Source organism: Rhodococcus sp. Leaf225, from assembly GCF_001426145.1.
GTDB lineage: Bacteria > Actinomycetota > Actinomycetes > Mycobacteriales > Mycobacteriaceae > Rhodococcoides.
Map to the genome: position 1 here is coordinate 418738 of NZ_LMRN01000009.1, position 21916 is coordinate 440653.

Sequence of the window (21916 nt, forward strand, 5' to 3'; positions counted from 1 at the left end):
GTGATGACCACGATCGACACGGTGCTCGTCGCGAATCGCGGTGAGATCGCCGTCCGGGTGTTCCGGACACTGCGCACCATGGGAATTCGCTCCGTCGCGGTGTACAGCGACGCGGACGCCGACGCGCTGCACGTGCGCTCCGCGGACACCGCGGTACGACTGGGTCCGGCGCCCGCACGCGAGAGCTATCTGAACATCGACAAGGTGATCGACGCGGCTCTCGCCAGCGGCGCCGACGCGATCCACCCCGGATACGGGTTCCTCTCGGAGAATGCGGCATTCGCGGCGGCGTGCGAGAAGAACGGCATCACGTTCATCGGCCCGCCGACACGTGCGATCGAGACCATGGGCGACAAGATCACGGCGAAGAAGGCGGTCTCCGCGTTCGACGTGCCGGTGGTGCCCGGTATCGCGGAACCCGGACTCACGGACGACGAACTGATCGCGGCCGCGGGCGACATCGGCTACCCCGTGCTGATCAAGCCGTCGGCCGGTGGTGGCGGCAAGGGCATGCATCTGGTCGAACGAGCCGAGGACCTGGCGGCGGCACTGGTGCGGGCCAGGCGAGAGGCGGCGTCATCGTTCGGCGACGACACCCTCTTCCTCGAACGATTCGTGTTGCGTCCCCGGCACATCGAGGTGCAGGTGATGGCGGACGCCCACGGCCACGTGATCCATCTCGGTGAGCGCGAGTGCTCGCTGCAGCGCCGTCACCAGAAGGTGATCGAGGAGGCGCCGTCGCCGTTGCTCGACGAGGTGACGCGCGCGCGGATCGGCGAGGCCGCGTGTGCGACCGCGCGCAGTGTCGACTACGTCGGCGCCGGCACCGTCGAGTTCATCGTCTCCGCCGACGCGCCCGACGACTTCTTCTTCATGGAGATGAACACCCGTCTGCAGGTGGAGCATCCGGTGACCGAGGAGGTCACCGGCATCGATCTCGTGGAGCTGCAGATACGGATGGCAGCGGGCGACACGCTGCCGCTGCAGCAGGAGGATGTGACGTTGACCGGTCACGCGATCGAGGCGCGTGTCTACGCGGAGGATCCGGGCCATGGCTTCCTGCCCACCGGCGGCCGCGTGATCGGACTGCACGAACCGGCGGGCACCGGTGTCCGCGTGGACTCGTCGCTCGCACCGGACACGGTGGTGGGCAGCGACTACGACCCGATGCTGGCCAAGGTCATCGCGCACGGTCGGGACCGCGCCGAGGCACTGCGCATCCTGCGGCGGGCGCTCGGCGAGACGGCGGTGCTCGGCGTGGGCACCAACATCGACTTTCTCTCGTACCTGCTGGCCGATCCCGACGTCGCCGCCGGCCGTCTGGACACGGGCCTGCTGGACCGGGTCGCACCCGACTACGCGGCGCCCGTCGCGACGGACGAGGTCATCGCCGCCGCAGCCGTGTTCGATTGGTGCGCAGCCTGGCCCGCGCAGGACGCCGGCGCGTGGACTGTTCCGAACGGGTGGCGTCTCGGTGGTCGGAGCGTACCGACGACAGTCCTCGTCGAGGACGCCGGGCGGCGGCGCACCGTCGCGGTGACCGGGTCGCCGGGCGACGCGGCGGTGAACGTCGACGGCGGAGATGCTCGGTCGCTGATGGTGACTCTCGACGGTGCGACTCTCGTGGTCGCGATCGACGGTCGCCGGACGACGTACAGGGCTGCGCGGGACGCGGACGGGCTCTGGCTCGCGGCTTCCGGTGGTGTGTGGCATCTGCGCCCCGCCGCGGAGATCGACCTCGCCGGCGGGGGCGAGGCGGAGCTCGAGGACACGGTGCGCAGCCCCATGCCGGGCACCGTGATCGCCGTCGAGGTGGCGAACGGTGACACCGTCACGGCCGGAACCGTTCTCGTGGTCGTGGAGGCCATGAAGATGGAGCACGCCCTCACTGCTCCCGCGGACGGCATCGTCGAGGTGACGGTGGCGACAGGCGACCAGGTCGCCGTGAACCAGGTACTCGCACGCATGACCACGGACCCGAAAGAGGATGCAGCATGAGCACATCGACCGTCGCGGGACACAGCCTGTTGTCCGACGAGCACCAGCAGCTGATCGCCTCGGTGCGCGACTTCGCTCGCACCGTGGTGGCGCCCGTCGCCGCGCAGCACGATCGCGACCACACGTTTCCCTACGAGGTGGTCCGCGGCATGGCGGACATGGGACTGTTCGGACTGCCGTTCCCCGAGGAGTACGGCGGCATGGGCGGCGACTACTTCGCGCTGTGCCTCGCCCTCGAGGAGCTGGGCAAGGTGGATCAGAGCGTCGCGATCACGCTCGAAGCCGGTGTCTCCCTGGGCGCGATGCCCGTGTACCGCTTCGGTACGGACGCGCAGAAGAAGGAGTGGCTCCCCAAGCTGACGTCGGGCCGGGCGCTCGGCGCGTTCGGCCTCACCGAGCCCGGTGCCGGCAGCGACGCCGGCGGTACGCGCACCACCGCGGTGCGCGACGGTGATCACTGGGTGATCAACGGGTCGAAGCAGTTCATCACGAACTCCGGCACCGACATCACCGAGCTGGTGACGGTGACCGCCGTGACCGGAACCGATGCCTCCGGGCGCAAGCAGATCTCCTCGATCATCGTGCCGACGGACACCCCCGGCTTCGAGGCCGGTCCCGCGTACGACAAGGTCGGGTGGAACGCCTCGGACACTCACCCCCTGTCGTTCACCGATGTTCGTGTGCCGCTGGAGAATCTGCTCGGCGACGAGGGCCGTGGTTACGCCGGGTTCCTGCAGATCCTCGACGAGGGCCGTATCGCCATCGCTGCGCTCGCCGTCGGTGTGGCGCAGGGGTGCGTCGACGAGAGTGTGAAGTACGCGAAGGAGCGCGAGGCGTTCGGTACCGCCATCGGCCGGAACCAGGCCATCGCATTCAAGATCGCCCGCATGGAGGCGCGCGCCTACGCCGCCCGGACCGCCTACTACGACGCTGCAGCGCTCATGTCGGCGGGCAAGCCCTTCAAGAAGGAAGCGGCCATCGCCAAGCTGATCTCGTCGGAGGCCGCGATGGACAACGCGCGCGACGCCACGCAGGTGCACGGCGGCTACGGGTTCATGAACGAGTACACGGTCGCGCGGCACTACCGCGACAGCAAGATCCTCGAGATCGGCGAGGGCACCACGGAGGTGCAGCTGATGCTGATCGCGCGCCAGGTGGGGCTGTGACCGAACCGGAGCGCATCGTCCAGCGCGGCCTGTGGTTCGACGAGATGACGGTGGGCACCGTCTACGAGCACCGGCCCGGGCGCACCGTCACCGAGGCGGACAACGTCCTGTTCACCACCCTCACGATGAACACGCAGGCGCTGCATCTCGACGCCGCGTACAGCGTGGACACCGCGTTCGGGGAGCGGCTCGTGAACTCGATGTGGACGCTCTCCACGCTGGTCGGGCTCTCCGTCGCCCAGCTGACGCAGGGCACCATCGTCGCGAACCTCGGGTTCTCGGAGATCAGCTTCCCGAAGCCGATGCTGCACGGTGACACCCTCTACGGCGAGACGGTGATCGCGGACAAGCGAGAGTCGGCGTCGAGACCCGGAGAAGGTGTCGTGACGTTCGAGCACACGGGCCGCAATCAGCACGGCGACGTCGTCGCGCGCGCCGTGCGGAAGACCCTCGTCCGGATGGCTCCCGCGTCGTGACGGGGCTCGGTCCGGTCTGGATGTTCTGCCCGGCCGACAGGCCCGAGCGCTACCGGAAGGCCGCCGCGGCAGCAGACGTGGTGATCCTGGACCTCGAGGACGCGGTGGCCCCCGGTGACAAGGAAGCGGCGCGGCAGGCCGTCGTCGACACCCCACTCGATCCGGACCGCACCGTGATCCGCGTCAACGCGCGATCGACGCCGTACTTCGAGGCTGATCTGGCAGCCCTGTCCGAGACGGTCTACCACCGCGTGATGGTGCCCAAGTGTGAATCGGCGCAGGACGTCTCGGCACTGGCTCCACGATCGGTGGTCGCCCTCGTCGAGACCCCACTCGGGATCCTGCACGCTGCGGAGATCTGCGCAGCCGACGGGTGCGAGGGCATGATGTGGGGCGCCGAGGACCTGGTGGCCGCGCTCGGCGGAGCGTCCTCGCGTCGCGGCGACGGGTCGTATCGCGACGTGGCCGTGCACGCACGCTCGACCGCTCTGCTGGCGGCCAAGGCCTTCGGGCGCCAGGCTCTGGACTCGGTGTATCTGGACATCGCCGATCTCGACGGACTGCGCGCCGAGTCGGAGGACGCCGTCGCGGTGGGGTTCGACGCCAAGGTGGCGCTGCACCCGACGCAGGCCGCCGTGATCCGCGAGTGTTACACCCCCACAGCCGATCAGGTGGACTGGGCCCGTCGGGTCGTGGCTGCCGCCGCCACCGAGCGCGGAGTGTTCACCGTCGACGGCAGGATGGTCGACGCGCCGGTGATCCGGCACGCCGACCGCATCCTGCGGGGACTCGGCTAGCGAGTCGGTGTCGCGGTGGTACGAAGGGGCTGGATCCGGCGTTCCCGCACCCTTCCTCCCGTCCCGTCCCGCACCCGACCTCGCCGAGCAACACGCGTGCGTCGCGCAAGCATCGGTGCGGGAACGGGTGAACTGGCCTGTGGACGGACCGCGCGCTGTCCACAGGATGCCGGCCGAGCGGGTATCGCCGGGGCGGGGACCCGCTCATGCTCGACCGATGGATCTCGATGCATCACGGCTGGTGCTGCGGCAGAACGCTCTCCAGGACGGGTACACCGACAACGAGCTGCGACGGCTCTACACGAGGGGCGACATCACCCGACTGGGTCACGGGGCGTATCTGGACGCGACTCGTCTCGACGGGTTGAACCGCGTCGAGAAGCACCGCGTCCTGCTCGAGGCGGTGATGCCCGCGCTGTCGAGTGGCGCGGTCATGAGCCACCAGACGGCAGCGCTGATGCACGGGTGGCCGCTGTGGGCGGTCGATCTGACCAGGGTGCACGTGACGCGCGATCGGCGGAACGGCGGACGGCGGCGCGCCGACACGATGGTGCACTGCGCGCCGCTGCCGGGCTCCGCCGTGCACGTGGTGAACGGGTTCACGGTGACGTCGCCGGCTCGGACCCTGGTGGACGTGGCGCGGACCGTCCCCTTCGAGCAGGCCGTGGTCATGGGCGACGCGGCGGGGATCGAGGGCGACTCCCTGGTGGAGGAACTCGCTGTGGCCAGTCGTCGGCACGGCATCGCGGGCGCGAGGCGGGTCGCCGCATTCCTCGACCCGCTCTCGGGGAGTGTCGGTGAGTCGCGCAGCCGCGTGCTGTTCCATCGCGTCGGTCTCCCGCCACCAGTGCTTCAGGCGGGAATCGGGGTGTGGCGCGTCGATTTCCTGTGGGGCGATGTGATCGGCGAGTTCGACGGTCGCGTGAAGTACGGTCGCTTTCTCCGACCCGGGCAGGACGCCGGGGACGCCGTGTTCGAGGAGAAGCGGCGCGAGGATGCATTGCGCGCGCTCGGCTTCCGCGTCGTGCGCTGGACGTGGGCGGATCTCGCACGGCCCGAGGCGCTCATCGCCCGGTTGCGCGCGCTCCTCTGAGTTCCCGCACCCTTGCTCGTGGCCCGCACGGGACCTCGCCGAGCAACACGCGTGCGGCGTACGAGCATGGGTGCGGGAACAGGCAGGAACAGCACTGCGGCCCGGCTGGAGTACCAGCCGGGCCGCAGTGGGGATTCAGCGGATCAGAACGCCGCTTCGTCGAGCTCCATGACGTCGTTGTCCAGGTCGGACAGGATCTGACGGGTGGAGGTCAGGCGGGGCAGGATGTTCTTGGCGAAGAACGACGCTGCGCCGATCTTGCCCTCGTAGAACGCCTTGTCCTTCTCGCCGGCGCCGTTGTCGAGTGCGGCGATGGCGATCTCGGACTGACGCAGCAGCAGCCAGCCGATCATCAGGTCGCCGACGCTCATGAGCAGGCGGACGGATCCGAGGCCGACCTTGTACAGCTCGGTCGGCTGCTCCTGGGCACCCATGAGGTGCTGCGTGAGTGTGGCGACCATGCCCTGCACGTCCTCGAGGGCGGTGTTGAGCAAGGCACGCTCGCTCTTGAGGCGACCGTTGCCCGCCTCGCTGTCGATCCACGTCTTGATCTGGCCGGCGACGTGGGCCAGTGCGACGCCGCGGTCCCGGGCGATCTTGCGGAAGAAGAAGTCCTGCGCCTGGATGGCCGTGGTGCCCTCGTACAGCGAGTCGATCTTGGCATCGCGGATGTACTGCTCGATGGGGTAGTCCTGCAGGAAGCCGGAGCCACCGAGCGTCTGGAGGCTCTGCGCCAGCTGCTCGTACGCGACCTCGGAACCCACACCCTTGACGATGGGGAGCAGCAGGTCGTTGACGCGGAACGCGGTGTCCTTGTCGGCGCCCGAGACGTGCAGTGCGGCAACCTCGTCCTGGTGAGCGGCTGTGTAGAGGAACACCGCGCGCAGGCCCTCCGCGTACGCCTTCTGCGTCATCAGCGAGCGACGGACGTCGGGGTGATGCGTGATGGAGACGCGGGGCGCGGCCTTGTCGGTCATCTGCGTCAGGTCAGCACCCTGAATGCGCTGCTTGGCGTAGTCGAGCGCGGTGAGGTACCCGGTGGACAGCGTCGAGATGGCCTTGGTGCCCACCATCATTCGAGCGTGCTCGATGACGTCGAACATCTGCGCGATGCCGTTGTGGACGTCGCCGACGAGCCAGCCCTTGGCCGGGACGCCGTGTCCGCCGAGGGTCAGCTCACAGGTGGCCGAGACCTTGAGGCCCATCTTGTGCTCGACGTTGGTGACGAACACGCCGTTGCGCTCGCCGAGTTCGCCGGTCTCGCTGTCGAAGTGGAACTTCGGGACGAAGAACAGCGACAGTCCCTTGGTGCCCGGCTTGGCGCCCTCGGGGCGAGCGAGCACGAGGTGGAAGATGTTCTCGAAGAGATCGTCCGAGTCGGCCGAGGTGATGAAGCGCTTGACGCCCTCGATGTGCCAGCTGCCGTCGGCCTGCTCGACGGCCTTGGTGCGGCCGGCGCCCACGTCCGAACCCGCGTCGGGCTCGGTGAGGACCATGGTGGCGCCCCAGTTGCGCTCGGAGGCGAGTACGGCCCATTTCTTCTGCTGCTCGTTGCCGTTGTCGGAGAGGATTTGCGCGAAGCCCGGGCCGGCGGAGTACATGAAGGCGGCGGGGTTCGATCCGAGGATCATCTCGGCGACGGCCCAGAACACCTGGCGCGGTACCGGCATGCCGCCGAGTTCCTCGTCGAGGCCCAGGTGGTCCCAGCCGGCTTCCTGCAGCGCGCGGTACGACTTCTTGAACGACTCCGGGAGGGTGACGGTGTGCGTCTCGGGGTCGAAGGTCGGCGGGTTGCGGTCGGCGTCGGCGAAGGACTCCGCGAGCGGGCCCTCGGCGAGGCGGCGGACCTCGGAGAGCATGTCACGCACGGTGTCGACGTCGAGATCGCCGAACTGTCCGGACTCGAGCGTCTTGTCCAGGGCGAACAGCTCGAACAGGTTGAACTCGAGATCGCGAAGATTGCTCTTGTAATGACCCATGGTGATGCGTTCTCCGTCTCAGTGGTGCGGTCCGGCCTCGGTACCGCCTGTGTGGCCCGGCGCTACCTACTCGCCAGTAACATACGGCTATGTTACGCCGGATCGGGAACACTGCCAATAGGGGTCTACTCGTCGGTAACTCGCCCCACCACAAGGGCGTCGATCGCTGCGGAATTACCTACGTGCCGCACCCTGTCCTCGGCGACGAGAATGCGCATCCTGTCGCCGATGTCCGCGACCAGATCGTCTGGGCTGTACAGGATCTCGGGATCCTGAGGACCGCCGACGCCATTCTTCAGATTGGCAGAATGGTGACCCACGATCACGAGGATTCCCTCATGTTTCAACGCCTGGACGGCAGTCGCGAGGACGTTTTCACGCTCGGTCCGCGATAAATGCAGGTAGGCGATGACAACGAGATCATAATTCCGCTCCGGTGTGAGTGTGGTCACGTCCGCGTGGACCCACCGCACACGCTCGCGGATCGACGCGGTGGCCGTGGCGGCGATGCGGACCGCCTTGGTCAGCGCCACGCTGCTGAAGTCGACGGCGTCGACACTCCATCCGCGCGTGGCGAGCCAGAGGGCGTTGCGCCCCTCGCCGCACGCGAGATCGAGCGCCCGGCCGCGCGGCAGGGAGGTGCAGAACTCGACGACCATGTCGTTCGGCGGTGCGCCCCAGATGAGTTCGGCGCGTTCGTACTTGGCGTCCCAGGCCGCGGCGTCCACTCAGGTCCAGACCGAGTCGGGGTCGACGGACGAGCGGGCCGGACCCGCCGGCGTGGACGTGGCGGTACGCCCGAAACGCGGCGCCGGGGCGTGCTGGGTGACCGCGTCGATGTCGATGAGGCTGCCGCGTTCGGCCATGTGGCGGTGGCGCGTGGCCTCGTCGAAGGTCAGCACGGGGGTGACGCAGGCGTCCGTGCCGTCGAAGACGGCGGCCCACTCGTCGCGCGTGCGGGAGGCGAACACCGCCGTGAAGGTCGACCGCAGCGTCGGCCACTGCTCACGGTCGAGCTGGTGCGGCAAGGCCGACGGATCGAGTCCGAGTCCCTTCAGCATCGCGGCGTAGAACTGGGGTTCCAGCGCGCCGACGGCGACGTGCTTGCCGTCGGACGTCTCGTACGTGTCGTAGAACGGGGCACCGGTGTCCAGCAGGTTCGTGCCGCGCTCGTCGGACCACACGCCGATCCCGCGCCACCCCCAGATCATGTGCGACAACGCGACGGTGCCGTCGACCATGGCCGCGTCGATCACCTGGCCCTTCCCGGACCGACCGCGCTCGACCAGCGCTGCGAGAATGCCCATGACGAGGAACATCGATCCACCGCCGAAGTCGCCGACCATGTTCATCGGGGGTACCGGGCGCTCACCCTCGCGTCCGATCGCGTGCAGCACTCCGGTGACCGAGATGTAGTTGATGTCGTGTCCCGCGACCTGCGACCACGGACCCTCCTGGCCCCACCCCGTCATGCGTCCGTAGACCAGACCGGGGTTGCGCTCGGCGACGACGTCGGGTCCCAGACCCATGCGCTCGGTGACCCCCGGACGGAAGCCCTCGATGAGGACGTCGGCGCGGGAGATCAGGTCGAGCACCCGTTCCAGCTCGGCCGGATCCTTCAGGTTCGCCTCGACGATGCGGCGGTTGCGGAGCAGGGGGTCGCCCGGTGATCCCTCGGCCGGCAACGCGCCCGCACGCTGGACGCGCACGACGTCGGCGCCGAGGTCGGCCAGCAGCGTCGCGGTGTGCGGTCCGGGGCCGATGCCCGCGAGTTCCACGACCTTGATTCCGGCGAGAGGTCCACCTGCAGTAGTCATGGCGCGACCCTATCCACCGGAACCTGCCCGACGACAGGACCGGACTGTGCGGGTCGGGAGACTCAGAGGAACTCCGACGCGGCGTCGTCCACCCGCGACCGGTAGTCACCCCACCAGTCGGCGTCACCGTCCGCCAGGTTGGAGTTGCCGGGAGCCAGTCCGGCGCTGCCGTCGGCGAGTTCGCGCACGATGTCGGCGTGGCCGGCATGGCGGTGTGTCTCCGCGATCAGGTGCACCAGGATGTACTCGACGGTCACGGGGTTCTTCGCCGTCCACCACGGCACCGTCCCCTCCGCTCTCGGTCCGAGGGTGCGCACCGTCTCGTCGGCGTGGGCGTTCACCCGGCGGTAGAGGTCGACGAGAGAATCGCGGGACTGGTCGGGTGTGGCCCACATGTCGGCATTGAGTTCGAGTGTCGGGTCGGACCACGGGATCGGTTCGGGGAACGGTCGCCCGAACGTGGACCCGAGGTACCCCGCCTCGGTCATGGCCAGGTGTTTCACGATTCCCAGCAGGTTGGTACCGGTCGACGTGAGGGGCCGACGGATGTCGTACTCCGACGCGCCGTCGAGTTTCCACACCACCGCGTCCCGTCCTCGCTGGAGGTAGGTGAGCAGGTCCTCGGTCTCCGCCATGCCCGATAGCATTCCAAGAGTGACGTCCTCCCGCATCGGTACTCCGCTTTCTCCGTCGGCCACCAAGGTGATGCTGCTGGGCTCCGGTGAGCTCGGCAAGGAAGTGATCATCGCGTTCCAGCGCCTGGGCGTCGAGGTGATCGCCGTCGACCGGTACGCGGACGCCCCCGGCCATCAGGTCGCGCACCGCGCCCACACGGTGGACATGAGCGATCCGGACGCCCTGCTCGCCGTCATCGAGTCCGAGACGCCGCACTTCGTCGTGCCGGAGATCGAGGCCATCGCCACCGAGGCGCTCTCCGTGGTCGAGGACCGCGGGGTCACCACCGTCGTGCCGACGGCGCGCGCGACGCAGCTGACGATGAACCGCGAGGGCATCCGCAGGCTCGCGGCCGAGGAGCTGGGGTTGCCCACGTCGCCGTACGCGTTCGCCGACAGTGTGGACGAGGTTCGCGCGGCGCTCGAGCACACGGGCTTCCCGGCAGTGATCAAGCCGGTGATGTCGTCGTCGGGCAAGGGGCAGTCGGTCGTGACGAGCGACGACGACGTCCAGCGGGCCTGGGACCACGCTCAGGCCGGGGGACGAGTCGCGCTGGGCCGGGTCATCGTCGAGGGCTTCGTCGACTTCGACTACGAGATCACCCAGCTCACCGTCCGCGCGGTCGACGAGAACGGCGCCGACGAGACCTCCTTCTGCGAGCCCATCGGCCACCTCCAGAAGTCCGGCGACTACATCGAGTCGTGGCAGCCCCAGCCCATGTCGGCGGCCGCTCTGCACGCCGCACGCGAGGTCGCCCGCACGGTCACCGCGGCACTCGGCGGCCGCGGCATCTTCGGCGTCGAGCTCTTCGTCAAGGGCGACGACGTGTACTTCTCCGAGGTCAGCCCACGACCGCACGACACGGGCCTGGTCACGCTCGGCACCCAGCGGCTGTCGGAGTTCGAGCTGCACGCGCGCGCCATCCTCGGGCTTCCGGTGGACACCACGCTGCTGACACCCGGCGCGTCCGCGGTGATCTACGGCGGTCTCGACGAGGTGGGCATCGCCTTCGAGGGCGTCGAGCAGGCGCTCCGCGTCCCGGAGACCGACATCCGCCTGTTCGGCAAGCCGGAGAGCTTCGCGAAGCGCCGGATGGGCGTCGCCGTGTCGACCGGTCCGGACGTCGAGACCGCGCGGGAGCGTGCACGCGACGCCGCGAGCCGCGTGCGTCCGGTCTCGGCACGGTGACCGCCGGTGCCGAGGTCCTCGTCGGACTGGTCGTCCTGATCGGCCTGATCGGGATCGTCGTCCCGGTGCTCCCCGGTGTCGTCCTGATCTTCGCCGCGATCGGCGTCTGGGCCTTCGTCGTCGGCACCGCATCGGCGTGGACGGTGTTCGGCATCGCGACGGCGCTGCTGGTGGCATCGGGCGTCGTCAAGTACCTGTGGCCGGGCAGACGACTGAAGACGGCCGGAGTGCCCACCCGTTCCATAGTCGCGGGCGGCGTCGTCGGCATCGTCGGATTCTTCGTCGTCCCGGTCGTCGGACTCTTCCTCGGGTTCCCCCTCGGTGTGTACCTGGCGGAACTTCCTCGTGCCCGCACGTCGGGATCCGCCTGGCAGTCGACGGTCCACGCCACCAAGGCGGTGGGCCTGTCGATCCTCGTCGAGCTGTTCGGTGGTCTGCTCGCGGCCGGCGTGTGGGTCGTTGCCGTCATCGTGCTCTAACGCTCCCGGTACCAGGCCCTCGCGTTCCTGAACAGCACCTTCTGGAGATCGCCGCCCACTGCCTCGGTCACCAGGTCGATGTCGGAGGGGACGAAGCGTCGCGGGGAGCGCGTGCCGGGCAGGTCGGTCCCGAACATCAGTGCCTCGGGGTTGACGGCATGGATCCTGCTCATCGCCTCCACCGGGTCGTGGCCGATGCGGCCGAAGCCCGCCGCCTTGACCCGTGCTCCCCTGTCGACGAGATCGAGGAGGTACGGCATGGCGTCCTCGGCCATGCCGAGGTAGTCGACGCTGATGGCCGGCAGTTTGGACAGGACCGGCTCCAGGGACAGCAACAATCCGGCGTCCGCGTAGAACTCGGCGTGCCATCCGGCGATCTCGTGCGCGCGGACGGCCTGCTCGGTGAGGGTCGACACGTCGGTGTCGCCGCGCCGCAGATTGAATCTGAGCGCTCGGACGCCCGCGTCGTCGAGCGCGATGATGTCCTCGTCCTCGGCGTCCCACGGCAGGTGTGTCACGCCCACCCATCCGTCACCGAGTTCGGTCAGCGCCGCGAGCAGAAAGCTCTGGTCGCTGCCCTGGAACGACCCGGCGATGACGGCGCCGCCCACGACCCCCAGTCCGTCGGTCTCCTCGCGATAGTCGTCGGCAGTGAACACGGGGGGTTCGTATCCGCCGTTCGACACGAGAGGGAACCGCGGATCGATGATGTGGACGTGGCTGTCGAACACGTCTGCCAGGATGCCTCATGATGTGATGAGGCGTACGTCACATTCGATCATCCGTCTCGTCGTGCGAGGAGCTACACATGAAGGCAGAGCCGACCGTGGTCCTGGAGGGCTACACCTACTTCGAGTGCCCACGGTGGCGGGAGGGTCGTGTCTGGGTCTCCGACTTCTACACCCACCAGGTGCTGTCGGCGAACGAGGACGGCAGCGACGTCCGGGTGGAGGCCGAGGTGCCGCACCAGCCGTCCGGGCTCGGGTGGCTTCCCGACGGTCGGCTCCTGGTCGTCTCGATGCGAGATCAAACCGTTCTGCGGCGCGAGGAGAACGGCGACCTCGTGGTGCACGCGGACCTGTCCGCGCACGCGACCGGCAACGCCAACGACATGCACGTGGATGCGGACGGGCGCGCCTACGTCGGCAACTTCGGATTCGATCTCATGAACATGGCGCCCATCGAGACGGCCTCCCTGCTGCGTGTCGAGCCGGACGGCAGTGTGCACGAGGACGCCACCGATCTGCACTTCCCGAACGGCATGGCCGTCACCGCAGGCGGCGATCTCCTCGTCGACGAGACGCTCGGCAACCGGATCAGCGCCTTCGCGATCGGCGACGACGGTGTCCTCGGACCGCGCCGCGACTGGGCCGTGCTCGGTCCGATGCCCGAGTCGACGGACATGGCCGAGGGCATCGGCCAGGTGGTGGTGGCGCCCGACGGTTGCGCTCTCGCGCAGGACGGCACGCTGTGGGCGGCCGACGCACTGGGGCAGCGCATCGTGCAGATTCGCGAGGGCGAGGGAGTGGTCGACGAGTTGACCTTCGACACCGGGGTGTTCGCGTGCGGGTTCGGCGGCGACGACGGCCGCACCCTGTTCGTCTGCGCCGCACCCGATTTCAACGAGCACGCCCGCAAGGACGAGCGCGAGGGACGGCTGCTGTCCGTCCGGATCTGACACGCACGAAGCCCCGAGGACATCCTCGGGGCTTCGGTGCGTCAGGTGCTGGGGTCAGGCCTTGTCGGGCTCGCTGGCGCGCAGCATGTCCTCGCGCTCGACGACCTTGACGCGCTCGCGGCCCTGCGGCTCGCCGAGGCTGCGCTCGTGCGCGTCGAGGCGGTACCAGCCGTCCCACGTGGTGAACGGGACCTTCTTGTCCTCGAGGAACGCGACGACGGCGTCCTCGGACGGGTCGGTGGCACCCGCGAACGACGGGGCGTCGGCGAGGAGGTTCGCGACGGTCTCGTTGGCGTCACCCTTGGTGTGGCCGATGAGGCCGACGGGTCCGCGCTTGATCCAGCCGGTGACGTACGTGGCGTCGACGGGGGTGCCGTCGTTGTTCTTCACGCGGCCGGCCTCGTTGGGGATGGTGCCCGCGAGGTCGTCGAAGGGGAGGTCGGCGATGTTCTGCGACAGGTAGCCCACCGCGCGGTAGACGGCCTGGACGTCCCAGTCGGTGTAGTTGCCGGTGCCCTTGACATTGCCGGTGCCGTCGAGTTCGGTGCGCTCGGTGCGCAGTCCGACGACCTTGCCGTCCTGGCCGAGCACCTCGTGCGGCGACTCGAAGAAGTGCAGGAACAGCTTGTGCGGGCGGTCGCCGGCATCGCGGATCGCCCAGTCCTGCAGCGTGTTCGCGACCATGTCGACCTGCTTGGACTCGCGGCGGGCCTTCTCCGAGCCCTCGTCGTAGTCGATGTCCTCGGGAGCGACGATGACCTCGATGTTGGGAGAGTGGTCCAGCTCGCGGAGCTCGAGCGGCGTGAACTTGGCCTGGGCGGGGCCGCGGCGGCCGAACACGTGCACCTCGACGGCCTTGTTGGCCTTCAGGCCCTCGTAGACGTTCGCGGGGATCTCGGTGGGCAGCAGCTCGTCACCCGTCTTGGCCAGTACGCGGGCCACGTCGAGCGCGACGTTGCCGACGCCGAGGACGGCGACCTTCTCGGCGTCGAGGGGCCAGGTGCGCGGCACATCGGGGTGACCGTCGTACCAGGAGACGAAGTCGGCGGCGCCGTAGCTGCCGTCGAGGTCGATGCCGGGGATGTTCAGCGCGCGGTCCGCGTTGGCGCCGGTGGAGAAGATGACGGCGTCGTAGAAGCGGCGCATCGTCTCGAGGTCGATGTCGGTGCCGTAGTCGATGTTGCCGAGCAGGCGGACCTGCGGCTTGTCGAGCACCTTGTGCAGCGCGGTGATGATGCCCTTGATGCGCGGGTGATCCGGTGCGACGCCGTAGCGGATCAGACCGAATGGAGCGGGCATGCGCTCGAAGAGGTCGATGCTCACGCCGGGGCCGGAGACGTTGTGGTCCGACTTCATCAACGCGTCGGCGGCGTAGATGCCGGCCGGGCCTGCACCCACGATGGCCACTCGGAGCGGGCGGGTCTGGTCAGTCATCAGCGTGGATCTACCTAACATCGTCGTCGGCCGGCCGCCCATCGAGCTCGGAGCGGGCGTCGTGGCCGCAGGGAGGCGGACACCCCAGCATAAGTGACGAGGCGGCGCCTCCGGTGCGCCAGGTGGCCGTGACGTGTGCACAGAGAACCGGGTGAACATCGGGATTCCACCGAGTGATGCGGCCCACAGTCGGGCATGGATCGCGGACCCCTCGGGCTTGTGTCAGAGGACAGCTCGACAGTCAGCATCCTCGAAAGGCCGATCGACGTGACCGAACTCAGCCCCGAATCACCCTTGCTCCAGCCGCTCGAACTCGGCGACATCCACGCCCGCAACCGTGTCTTCATGGCGCCGCTCACGCGCAGCCGCAGTGGTGACGACGGTGTGCCCGGTGACCTCGTCGTCGAGTACTACCGCCAACGTGCGGGTGCCGGCCTCATCGTGTCCGAGGGAACGCAGCCCTCCGCCGTCGGCAAGGGCTACACCAACACCCCGGGCCTGCACACCGACGAGCAGCAGGCCGGCTGGGCGAAGATCGCGGACGCGGTGCACGGTGAGGGCGGCAAGATCGTCGTCCAGCTGATGCACGCGGGTCGGGTGTCCCACCCCGACAACTCGGGCCTCGAGGCCATCGCACCGTCCGCCATCGCGCCCGGTATCGAGATGTTCACCAAGGGTGGGTCGAAGGAGATCCCTGCGCCGCGCGAGATCGCCGCGGACGAGATCGCTCGCGTGGTCGACGTGTTCGTCGACGCCTCGACCCGTGCGATCGAGGCCGGTCTCGACGGTGTCGAGCTGCACGCCGCCAACGGCTACCTGCTCCACCAGTTCCTGGCGGACGGCGCGAACCACCGCACCGACTCCTACGGCGGCAGCCCCGAGAACCGTGCGCGCCTCGTCGTGGAGGTCGTGCGCGCCGTCTCCGCCGCCATCGGCGCGGGCCGGGTCGGCATCCGCATCTCGCCCGGAGGCACCGCGAGTGGCATCACCGAGGACGACACGACGGGTGCCTACGAGGCGCTGCTGTCGCAGATCGACGGCCTCGGCCTGGCGTACCTGCACGTGCTCGTCGACGCCGAGGATCCGTTCCTGGGCAAGCTGCGTTCGGCCTGGAGCGGCCCGTTCGTGCTCAACACCGGCTTCGCCGCGATGACCACTCGCGACGAGGCCGAGAAGCTGGTGTCCGACGAGATCGCCGACGCCGTCACGGTGGGTCGGCCGTTCATCGCCAACCCCGACCTGGTGACCCGGTGGACCCACGACACCGAGCTCAACACCCCCGACGAGAGCACCTTCTACGGCGGCGGCGCCGAGGGCTACACCGATTACCCGTCGCTCGAGGGCTGAGCTGCACCGAGCTGACATGATCGGAGCATGAGCTCCGAAGAGGATCCGAGACCCACCACCGCAGCGCCCTTCATCGCGGCCGCTGCGGTGGTGGTCGTCGTGGCGGTGATCATCGCGATCCTGTCGCTGACCGGGTCGCCCGACGAGAACGTCAGCGACAACCAGCGTGTCGGGACCGCCGTCGCCGCCTACGTCGAGGCTGTGAAGTCCGGCGACACCGCCGCTGTCACCGCACTGCAGTGCCCCGGCATCACCGACGCACCGTTGGCGGACGCGGGCACCGAGGTGGATCTCGAGAACATCGAGGAGGTGCGGGTCAAGGGTGACGCCGCCGAGGCCGACGTGCGCGTCAGCCTCGACGGCAGCGAGCAGAGCCTCACCTGGAACGCGGTGCGGGCCGGTGACGACTGGCTGCTCTGCAGTCCCTGACGTGTCCTACTCGGCTGCGTCCTTGCTCGCCGTGCGTTCCGACGCCTGAGCTGCGAGGCCGCCCTGGGTGCGCAACGGGACCTCCTTGTAGAACAGGTTGATCACGAAGGCCAGCGCCAGCACGAACCCGGCCACGACGAAGACCGAGTCCATCGCGTCGGAGAATCCGATCTGGAACGGCGCCGCCACCGCGTCGGGCAGCTTCTGGATGAAGGAGGTGTCGTCCAGGATGCCCCCGGCGGCCGACCCGTTGCCCTGCACGAGCCCCTGCGCGAGGCCGGACACCGCGGGATCGGTGCTGGACGCGGCCTGACCCACCGCCTCGCGGAACTCGGGAGTCTCCGCGGCGGAACGCAGAGCCGACGCGATGGCGTCGGTCACGCGCGAGAAGAGCAGGGACAGGAACACCGCGACGCCGATGGTGCCGCCGATCTGCCGGAAGAACGTGGCCGACGAGGTGGAGACGCCCATGTCCTGCGGCGGCAGTGCGTTCTGGATCGCGAGGGTCAGAGGCTGCATCAGATTGCCCAGGCCGAACCCGAAACCGAACATCGCGATCATGATCATCCACAGCGGTGTGTCGTACTCGATGAACGAGAACGCGAACATGCAGACCGTCATGAGAGTCGTGCCGATGATGGGATACGGACGGTAGTGGCCCGTGCGGGAGATCATCTGGCCGGAGAAGATCGACGCGACCATGATGCCCAGCACCAGCGGGAGCATCTGGAACCCGGCGAGCGTCGGCGACGAGCCCTTGACCACCTGCAGGTACTGGGGGAGCAGCGTGATGCCGCCGAACATCGCCGCACCGGTGATGACCGAGAGCACGAGTCCGACGCTGAACGTCGAGTTGCGGAAGAAGCGCATCGGGATGAGTGCGTTTGTCTTCATCCTGATCTCGATGGCGATGAAGGCCGCGATGCCGAGGACGCCGATGGTGTAGCAGATCATGGCCCGCCCGGAGCCCCATCCCCACGTGCGTCCCTGCTCGGCGATGATCAGCAGCGGCACCAGTCCGACGGCCAGCGCCGCGGCGCCGCCCCAGTCGACGACCGCGCTGCCGTGTCGACGCGGCAGATTCAGCACCTTGGCGACGACGAACAGAGCGACGATGCCGATGGGCACGTTGACGAAGAACACCCAGCGCCAGCCGGTGATGTTCAGGATCTCGGACTGGCCCGACAACACGCCGCCGATGACCGGACCGAGCACGCTGGACGTGCCGAACACGGCGAGGAAGTAGCCCTGGTACTTGGCCCGCTCCCGCGGCGGGACGATGTCGCCGACGATGGTCAGTGCGAGCGAGAACAGGCCGCCGGCACCGAGGCCCTGGAACGCGCGGAAGGCCGCGAGTTGGTACATCGACGTGGCGAAGCCGCACAGCGCCGATCCGATGACGAAGATCGTGATCGCGGTCAGGAAGAACTGTTTGCGCCCGTAGATGTCCGAGAGCTTCCCGTACAGCGGCGTGGAGATGGTGGCCGTGATCAGGTACGCCGTGGTGACCCACGCCTGAACGGAGAAGCCCTGCAGGTCGTCCGCGATGGTGCGGATGGACGTCGAGACGATCGTCTGGTCGAGCGCGGCCAGGAACATGCCGAGCATCAGACCGGAGATGATCGTCATGATCTGGCGATGGGTGAACTGCCCCGTGTCGCTGCTCGTGTCCGGCTGTGGTGAGCCGACGCCCGTCGCAGGGCGCAGTGTGTCGTCCGTCATCGGCTCATCTTGCCCCCTCGAGGCCGTACGCTGCGACTATCGGACATATCGGGCCGAGCCGACCATGTGAGAAACTGGCGTCGTGAGCTACGCAGGAGACATCACGCCCGAGCAGGCCTGGGAACTTCTCAGCACCGATCCGGAGGCCTCGCTCGTCGACGTCCGCACCCACGCCGAGTGGAGCTACGTGGGTGTCCCGGACATCTCGTCGCTGGACAAGCCGACGGCCTTCGTCGAGTGGGTCGGCTACCCGGACGGCGCGAAGAACGAGAACTTCGTCGACGAGGTCCGTGCCGCCGGGGTCGACAAGGGCCCTGTGGTCTTCCTGTGTCGCTCCGGTCAGCGGTCCATCGGTGCCGCCGAGGCCGCGACCGCTGCGGGGCTCGGACCCGCCTACAACGTGCTCGACGGCTTCGAGGGCGCGACCGACGCCGAGGGACACCGCGGCAGTGCCGGGTGGCGCGCCGTCGGACTGCCCTGGCGGCAGAAGTGATCCCCACCGGCGGCGGGTTCTCCAAGCCCCTGCCCGACGGGGTCGGGCAGGGAACTCTCGGTGTCCGCGGCGGTCTGAACCGCTCGGGGTTCGAGGAGAACGCCGAGGCCCTCTATCTCAGTTCGGGTTTCGTGTACGAGAGTGCCGAGGCCGCCGAGCAGGCGTTCACCGGCGACATCGACCACTTCGTCTACTCGCGCTACGGCAACCCGACCGTCACCATGTTCGAGGAGCGGCTGCGGTTGCTCGACGGCGCCGAGGCGGCCTTCGGCACCTCGAGCGGGATGTCCGCGGTCTTCACCGGGCTCGGAGCGCTGCTGAAGGCCGGCGACCGACTCGTCGCGGCGCGGAGCCTGTTCGGCTCGTGCTTCGTCGTGTGCAACGAGATCCTGCCGCGTTGGGGAGTCGAGACCGTCTTCGTCGACGGCGACGACCTGGACCAGTGGGAACAGGCGCTCGCCGTGCCCACCACCGCGGTGTTCTTCGAGACGCCGTCCAACCCTATGCAGTCGCTCGTCGACGTCCGGCGCGTGACCGAGATGGCGCATGCGGCCGGTGCGAAGGTGGTGCTGGACAACGTCTTCGCGACGCCCGTGCTGCAGCGCAGCTTCGACCTCGGTGCCGACGTGGTGGTGTACTCGGGGACCAAGCACATCGACGGACAGGGGCGCGTGCTCGGGGGCGCCATCCTAGGATCGAAGGAGTACATCGACGGTCCTGTGCAGACGCTCATGCGCCACACCGGTCCCGCGCTGAGCCCGTTCAACGCCTGGACTCTGCTGAAGGGTCTCGAGACGATGCCGCTCCGCGTGCGGCACATGAACGCCTCGGCGCTGGCCGTCGCGGAGTTCCTCGAGGCGCAGCCGGGTATCGGATGGGTGAAGTACCCGTACCTGCCGTCGCACCCCCAGCACGATCTCGCGGTCTCGCAGATGAGCGGCGGCGGTACCGTCGTCACGTTCGAGCTCGAGGGCGGCAAGGCGCGCGCCTTCGAGTTCCTGAACAAGCTGCGCATCATCGACATCTCCAACAACCTCGGCGACGCGAAGTCGATGACGACGCACCCCGCCACCACCACCCACCGGGCCATGGGTCCGGAAGGCCGTGCAGCCGTGGGCATCACGGACGGAGTCGTGCGCATCTCCGTGGGCCTGGAGGACCTCGAGGACCTGCTCGGCGATCTGGCGGGAGCGCTCGCCCGGTAGAGCCGAGTGCATCAACGGCCGGCTTCGGTGCGCTGAGCCGCGGTATCCGCTGCTCGGCGCACCGGATCGACGTCAGAGGCCGAAGGGCCTGAGCACCGTCGCGAACTTCGCTGTCGTCTCCTCCAGCTCGGCGCTCGCGTCCGAGGCGGCGACGATGCCGCCACCCGCGGTCGCGACCCCGCTGAGGCCGTCGGCGGCGATGTCCAGGCAGCGGATGGCCACCATCCACTCACCGTCGCCCGACGCGTCGCACCACCCCACCATGCCGGCGTAGAAGTCGCGGTTGCGTCCGGACTCCAGCAGATCGATGGTCTGGAGCGCCAGGTCGGTGGGGCTGCCCGCGACCGCGGGTGTCGGGTGCAGTGCGAGCGCGAGATCCAGTGCCGTGGTGGCGGGGTCGGCCAGTGTCGCGGTGATCGGGGTCGCCAGATGCCACACGGCCGGCGTGCTGGTCAGCGTCGGCCCGTCGGGGACGGACACCTCCGAGCACAGTGGCGCCAGGGCCTCGGCGATGGCGTCGACGACGAAGCGGTGCTCGGCCAGGTTCTTGGCGCTGGCGAGCAGGTCGGCGCCCGCCTGCTCGTCCGCCACCGGATCCTGTTGTCGTGCAGCAGTTCCGGCGAACGGTCGGCAGATCACCTGGGTTCCGGTGCGCCGCACCAGCAACTCCGGCGACGATCCCACCAGGTGGCGGCCGAAGTACGGACCACCCGCCGCGGTGAGATCGACGGCGAAACCGTTGTGCATCGGATTCGCCTCGATGAGCGTGTCCGCGAACGCCGTCGGGGACAGCGGGGCATCGAACACCAGCGTGATCGACCGCGCGAGAACCACTTTGCGTAGTGCGGATCCGGGATGGTTCAGCACCGTCAGGGCACGCTGCACCCGCGCGACGTGCTTGTCGGGTGGCGGGTTCTGGGAGGCGATCACGGCTCCGGGCAGGGTGCTCTGCTCGGGTGTCCGCGGCTCGTCGCGCCGGTCGAACGTCGACGGTTCGACGAGTGCACACCGCGTGGACGCATCGAACCCGACGGCCCCCACGAGAACACGCGCCGACCCGTCCTCGAGAGCCTCGCGCGCGTCGTCGATGTGATCGAACGCCTGCCGGGTGCCCGTCGCCTCGACGCTGCGGTCGGGCCGGGAGTAGACGAATCTCATCCGAACGGGTTCGCGGTGTGCCCGATGAGGTCGGCGACCGACTCGATGACACGGGTGGGGCGGAACGGGAACATCTCGACGCTGGCGGGGGTCGAGATACCGGTGAGCACGAGGATGGTCTGGAGACCGGCTTCGAGCCCGGACACGATGTCGGTGTCCATGCGGTCACCGATCATCAGCGTGTTCTCCGAGTGCGCGCCGATGGCCCGCAGAGCGGACCGCATCATCAGCGCGTTCGGCTTGCCCACGTAGTACGGCTCACGTCCGGTCGCGCGCGTGATGAGCGCGGCGACGGATCCGGTGGCGGGCAGCGATCCCTCGCGTGACGGGCCGGTGGCGTCGGGATTGGTGGCGATGAAACGGGCTCCGCGTTCGACCAGCCGAATGGCGGTGGTGATGGCCTCGAAGGAGTACGTGCGGGTCTCGCCGAGCACCACGTAGTCGGGATCGATGTCCGTGATGATGTAGCCGATGTCGTGCAGGGCCGTCGTCAGGCCGGACTCTCCGACCACGTAGGCGGTACCGTTCGGCCGCTGGTTCCCCAGGAAGGTGGCGGTGGCGAGTGCCGACGTCCAGATCGACTCCTCGGGGATCTCGAGGCCGGTCCGTCGCAGGCGTGCCTGCAGGTCGCGACGGGTGCGGATCGAGTTGTTCGTCAGGACGATGAACGGGGTGTTCGTGTCCTGGAGTTCCTTCAGGAAGCGGTCCGCTCCGGGGACGAGGTGCTCCTCGTGCACCAGGACACCGTCCATGTCCATCAGGTACGTCCACGGGGGTGTCCC

Annotated in this window: 21 protein-coding genes; 12 read left to right on the plus strand and 9 right to left on the minus strand. The window is 68.6% G+C overall.

Translation table 11 applies throughout. The features are described from left to right. Positions 1-3: 3 nt before the first annotated feature. The 5 genes from ASG69_RS06285 to ASG69_RS06305 all read left to right on the plus strand — a co-directional run bounded on the left by ASG69_RS06285 (position 4) and on the right by ASG69_RS06305 (position 5530). Positions 4-1998, plus strand: a complete 1995-nt coding sequence (locus ASG69_RS06285) for an acetyl-CoA carboxylase biotin carboxylase subunit (protein WP_056442229.1) — start codon at positions 4-6, stop codon at positions 1996-1998. Beyond that, positions 1995-3164 carry an acyl-CoA dehydrogenase family protein gene (locus ASG69_RS06290; RefSeq protein ID WP_027506197.1) on the plus strand — a complete coding sequence of 390 codons (1170 nt, stop codon included), beginning with the start codon at positions 1995-1997 and terminating at the stop codon, positions 3162-3164. The genes ASG69_RS06285 and ASG69_RS06290 overlap by 4 nt, the downstream gene beginning before the upstream one ends. Further along, positions 3161-3640: a MaoC family dehydratase gene (locus tag ASG69_RS06295; RefSeq protein WP_027506198.1), complete on the plus strand. Its 480-nt coding sequence runs from the start codon at positions 3161-3163 to the stop codon at positions 3638-3640. Before ASG69_RS06290 ends, ASG69_RS06295 begins: the two co-directional genes overlap by 4 nt. A gap of 20 nt (positions 3641-3660) precedes the next feature. Further along, on the plus strand, positions 3661-4437 hold the full coding sequence (locus ASG69_RS06300; RefSeq protein WP_056442231.1) for an HpcH/HpaI aldolase/citrate lyase family protein: 777 nt from the start codon (positions 3661-3663) through the stop codon (positions 4435-4437). Positions 4438-4654: 217 nt separating this feature from the next. Next, positions 4655-5530: a hypothetical protein gene (locus ASG69_RS06305; RefSeq protein WP_056441330.1), complete on the plus strand. Its 876-nt coding sequence runs from the start codon at positions 4655-4657 to the stop codon at positions 5528-5530. Positions 5531-5673: 143 nt separating this feature from the next. On the opposite strand, the gene ASG69_RS06310 is transcribed toward ASG69_RS06305, so the two are convergent. The 4 genes from ASG69_RS06310 to ASG69_RS06325 form a co-directional block, all read right to left on the minus strand. Continuing rightward, on the minus strand, positions 5674-7509 hold the full coding sequence (locus ASG69_RS06310; protein WP_027506200.1) for an acyl-CoA dehydrogenase: 1836 nt from the start codon (positions 7507-7509) through the stop codon (positions 5674-5676). A gap of 125 nt (positions 7510-7634) precedes the next feature. Further along, the gene (locus ASG69_RS06315) at positions 7635-8237 is read right to left on the minus strand and encodes a class I SAM-dependent methyltransferase (protein ID WP_056441334.1); all 603 of its coding nucleotides are present in this window, start codon (positions 8235-8237) and stop codon (positions 7635-7637) included. After that, on the minus strand, positions 8238-9326 hold the full coding sequence (locus ASG69_RS06320; protein ID WP_056441338.1) for a CaiB/BaiF CoA transferase family protein: 1089 nt from the start codon (positions 9324-9326) through the stop codon (positions 8238-8240). A 62-nt stretch (positions 9327-9388) separates the two neighbouring features. After that, a complete protein-coding gene (locus ASG69_RS06325) occupies positions 9389-9961 on the minus strand; it encodes a DinB family protein (protein WP_200933792.1) in 573 nt (190 codons plus the stop codon). Between ASG69_RS06325 and purT the strand changes: the two genes are divergently transcribed. Both purT and ASG69_RS06335 read left to right on the plus strand, forming a co-directional pair. After that, the gene (gene purT / locus ASG69_RS06330) at positions 9960-11189 is read left to right on the plus strand and encodes a formate-dependent phosphoribosylglycinamide formyltransferase (RefSeq protein ID WP_056441342.1); all 1230 of its coding nucleotides are present in this window, start codon (positions 9960-9962) and stop codon (positions 11187-11189) included. The two genes, ASG69_RS06325 and purT, sit on opposite strands and share 2 nt — an antisense overlap. Next, positions 11186-11668 carry a DUF456 domain-containing protein gene (locus tag ASG69_RS06335; protein WP_027506205.1) on the plus strand — a complete coding sequence of 161 codons (483 nt, stop codon included), beginning with the start codon at positions 11186-11188 and terminating at the stop codon, positions 11666-11668. Before purT ends, ASG69_RS06335 begins: the two co-directional genes overlap by 4 nt. On the opposite strand, the gene ASG69_RS06340 is transcribed toward ASG69_RS06335, so the two are convergent. Further along, a complete protein-coding gene (locus ASG69_RS06340) occupies positions 11665-12399 on the minus strand; it encodes an amidohydrolase family protein (RefSeq protein ID WP_056441345.1) in 735 nt (244 codons plus the stop codon). The genes ASG69_RS06335 and ASG69_RS06340 overlap by 4 nt on opposite strands. 77 nt (positions 12400-12476) lie before the next feature. On the opposite strand from ASG69_RS06340, the gene ASG69_RS06345 reads away from it, so the two are divergent. After that, complete coding sequence (locus ASG69_RS06345; RefSeq protein WP_027506207.1) at positions 12477-13346, plus strand: SMP-30/gluconolactonase/LRE family protein; 870 nt, start codon at positions 12477-12479, stop codon at positions 13344-13346. Positions 13347-13400: 54 nt separating this feature from the next. On the opposite strand, the gene ASG69_RS06350 is transcribed toward ASG69_RS06345, so the two are convergent. Further along, entirely contained in the window at positions 13401-14780 is a 1380-nt protein-coding gene (locus tag ASG69_RS06350; protein ID WP_027506208.1) for an FAD-dependent oxidoreductase, read from the minus strand. 267 nt (positions 14781-15047) lie between these two features. Between ASG69_RS06350 and ASG69_RS06355 the strand changes: the two genes are divergently transcribed. Together ASG69_RS06355 and ASG69_RS06360 are read left to right on the plus strand one after the other, a co-directional pair. Next, positions 15048-16127: an alkene reductase gene (locus ASG69_RS06355; RefSeq protein WP_268788549.1), complete on the plus strand. Its 1080-nt coding sequence runs from the start codon at positions 15048-15050 to the stop codon at positions 16125-16127. 27 nt (positions 16128-16154) lie between these two features. After that, positions 16155-16556 (plus strand): Rv0361 family membrane protein, encoded by a 402-nt coding sequence (locus tag ASG69_RS06360; RefSeq protein WP_056441349.1) that lies wholly within the window; start codon positions 16155-16157, stop codon positions 16554-16556. 6 nt (positions 16557-16562) lie between these two features. On the opposite strand, the gene ASG69_RS06365 is transcribed toward ASG69_RS06360, so the two are convergent. Next, on the minus strand, positions 16563-18278 hold the full coding sequence (locus ASG69_RS06365) for an MDR family MFS transporter (RefSeq protein WP_082544291.1): 1716 nt from the start codon (positions 18276-18278) through the stop codon (positions 16563-16565). A gap of 82 nt (positions 18279-18360) precedes the next feature. Between ASG69_RS06365 and ASG69_RS06370 the strand changes: the two genes are divergently transcribed. After that, a complete protein-coding gene (locus ASG69_RS06370; RefSeq protein WP_056441350.1) occupies positions 18361-18771 on the plus strand; it encodes a rhodanese-like domain-containing protein in 411 nt (136 codons plus the stop codon). After that, positions 18771-19976, plus strand: coding sequence for an O-succinylhomoserine sulfhydrylase (locus ASG69_RS06375; protein WP_027506211.1), 1206 nt, complete (start codon positions 18771-18773; stop codon positions 19974-19976). Before ASG69_RS06370 ends, ASG69_RS06375 begins: the two co-directional genes overlap by 1 nt. A 72-nt stretch (positions 19977-20048) precedes the next feature. On the opposite strand, the gene ASG69_RS06380 is transcribed toward ASG69_RS06375, so the two are convergent. Further along, positions 20049-21134, minus strand: coding sequence for an isochorismate synthase (locus ASG69_RS06380; protein WP_056441353.1), 1086 nt, complete (start codon positions 21132-21134; stop codon positions 20049-20051). Further along, on the minus strand, positions 21131-21892 hold the full coding sequence (locus ASG69_RS06385; RefSeq protein ID WP_037186095.1) for an HAD-IIA family hydrolase: 762 nt from the start codon (positions 21890-21892) through the stop codon (positions 21131-21133). Before ASG69_RS06385 ends, ASG69_RS06380 begins: the two co-directional genes overlap by 4 nt. Positions 21893-21916 lie beyond the last annotated feature (24 nt).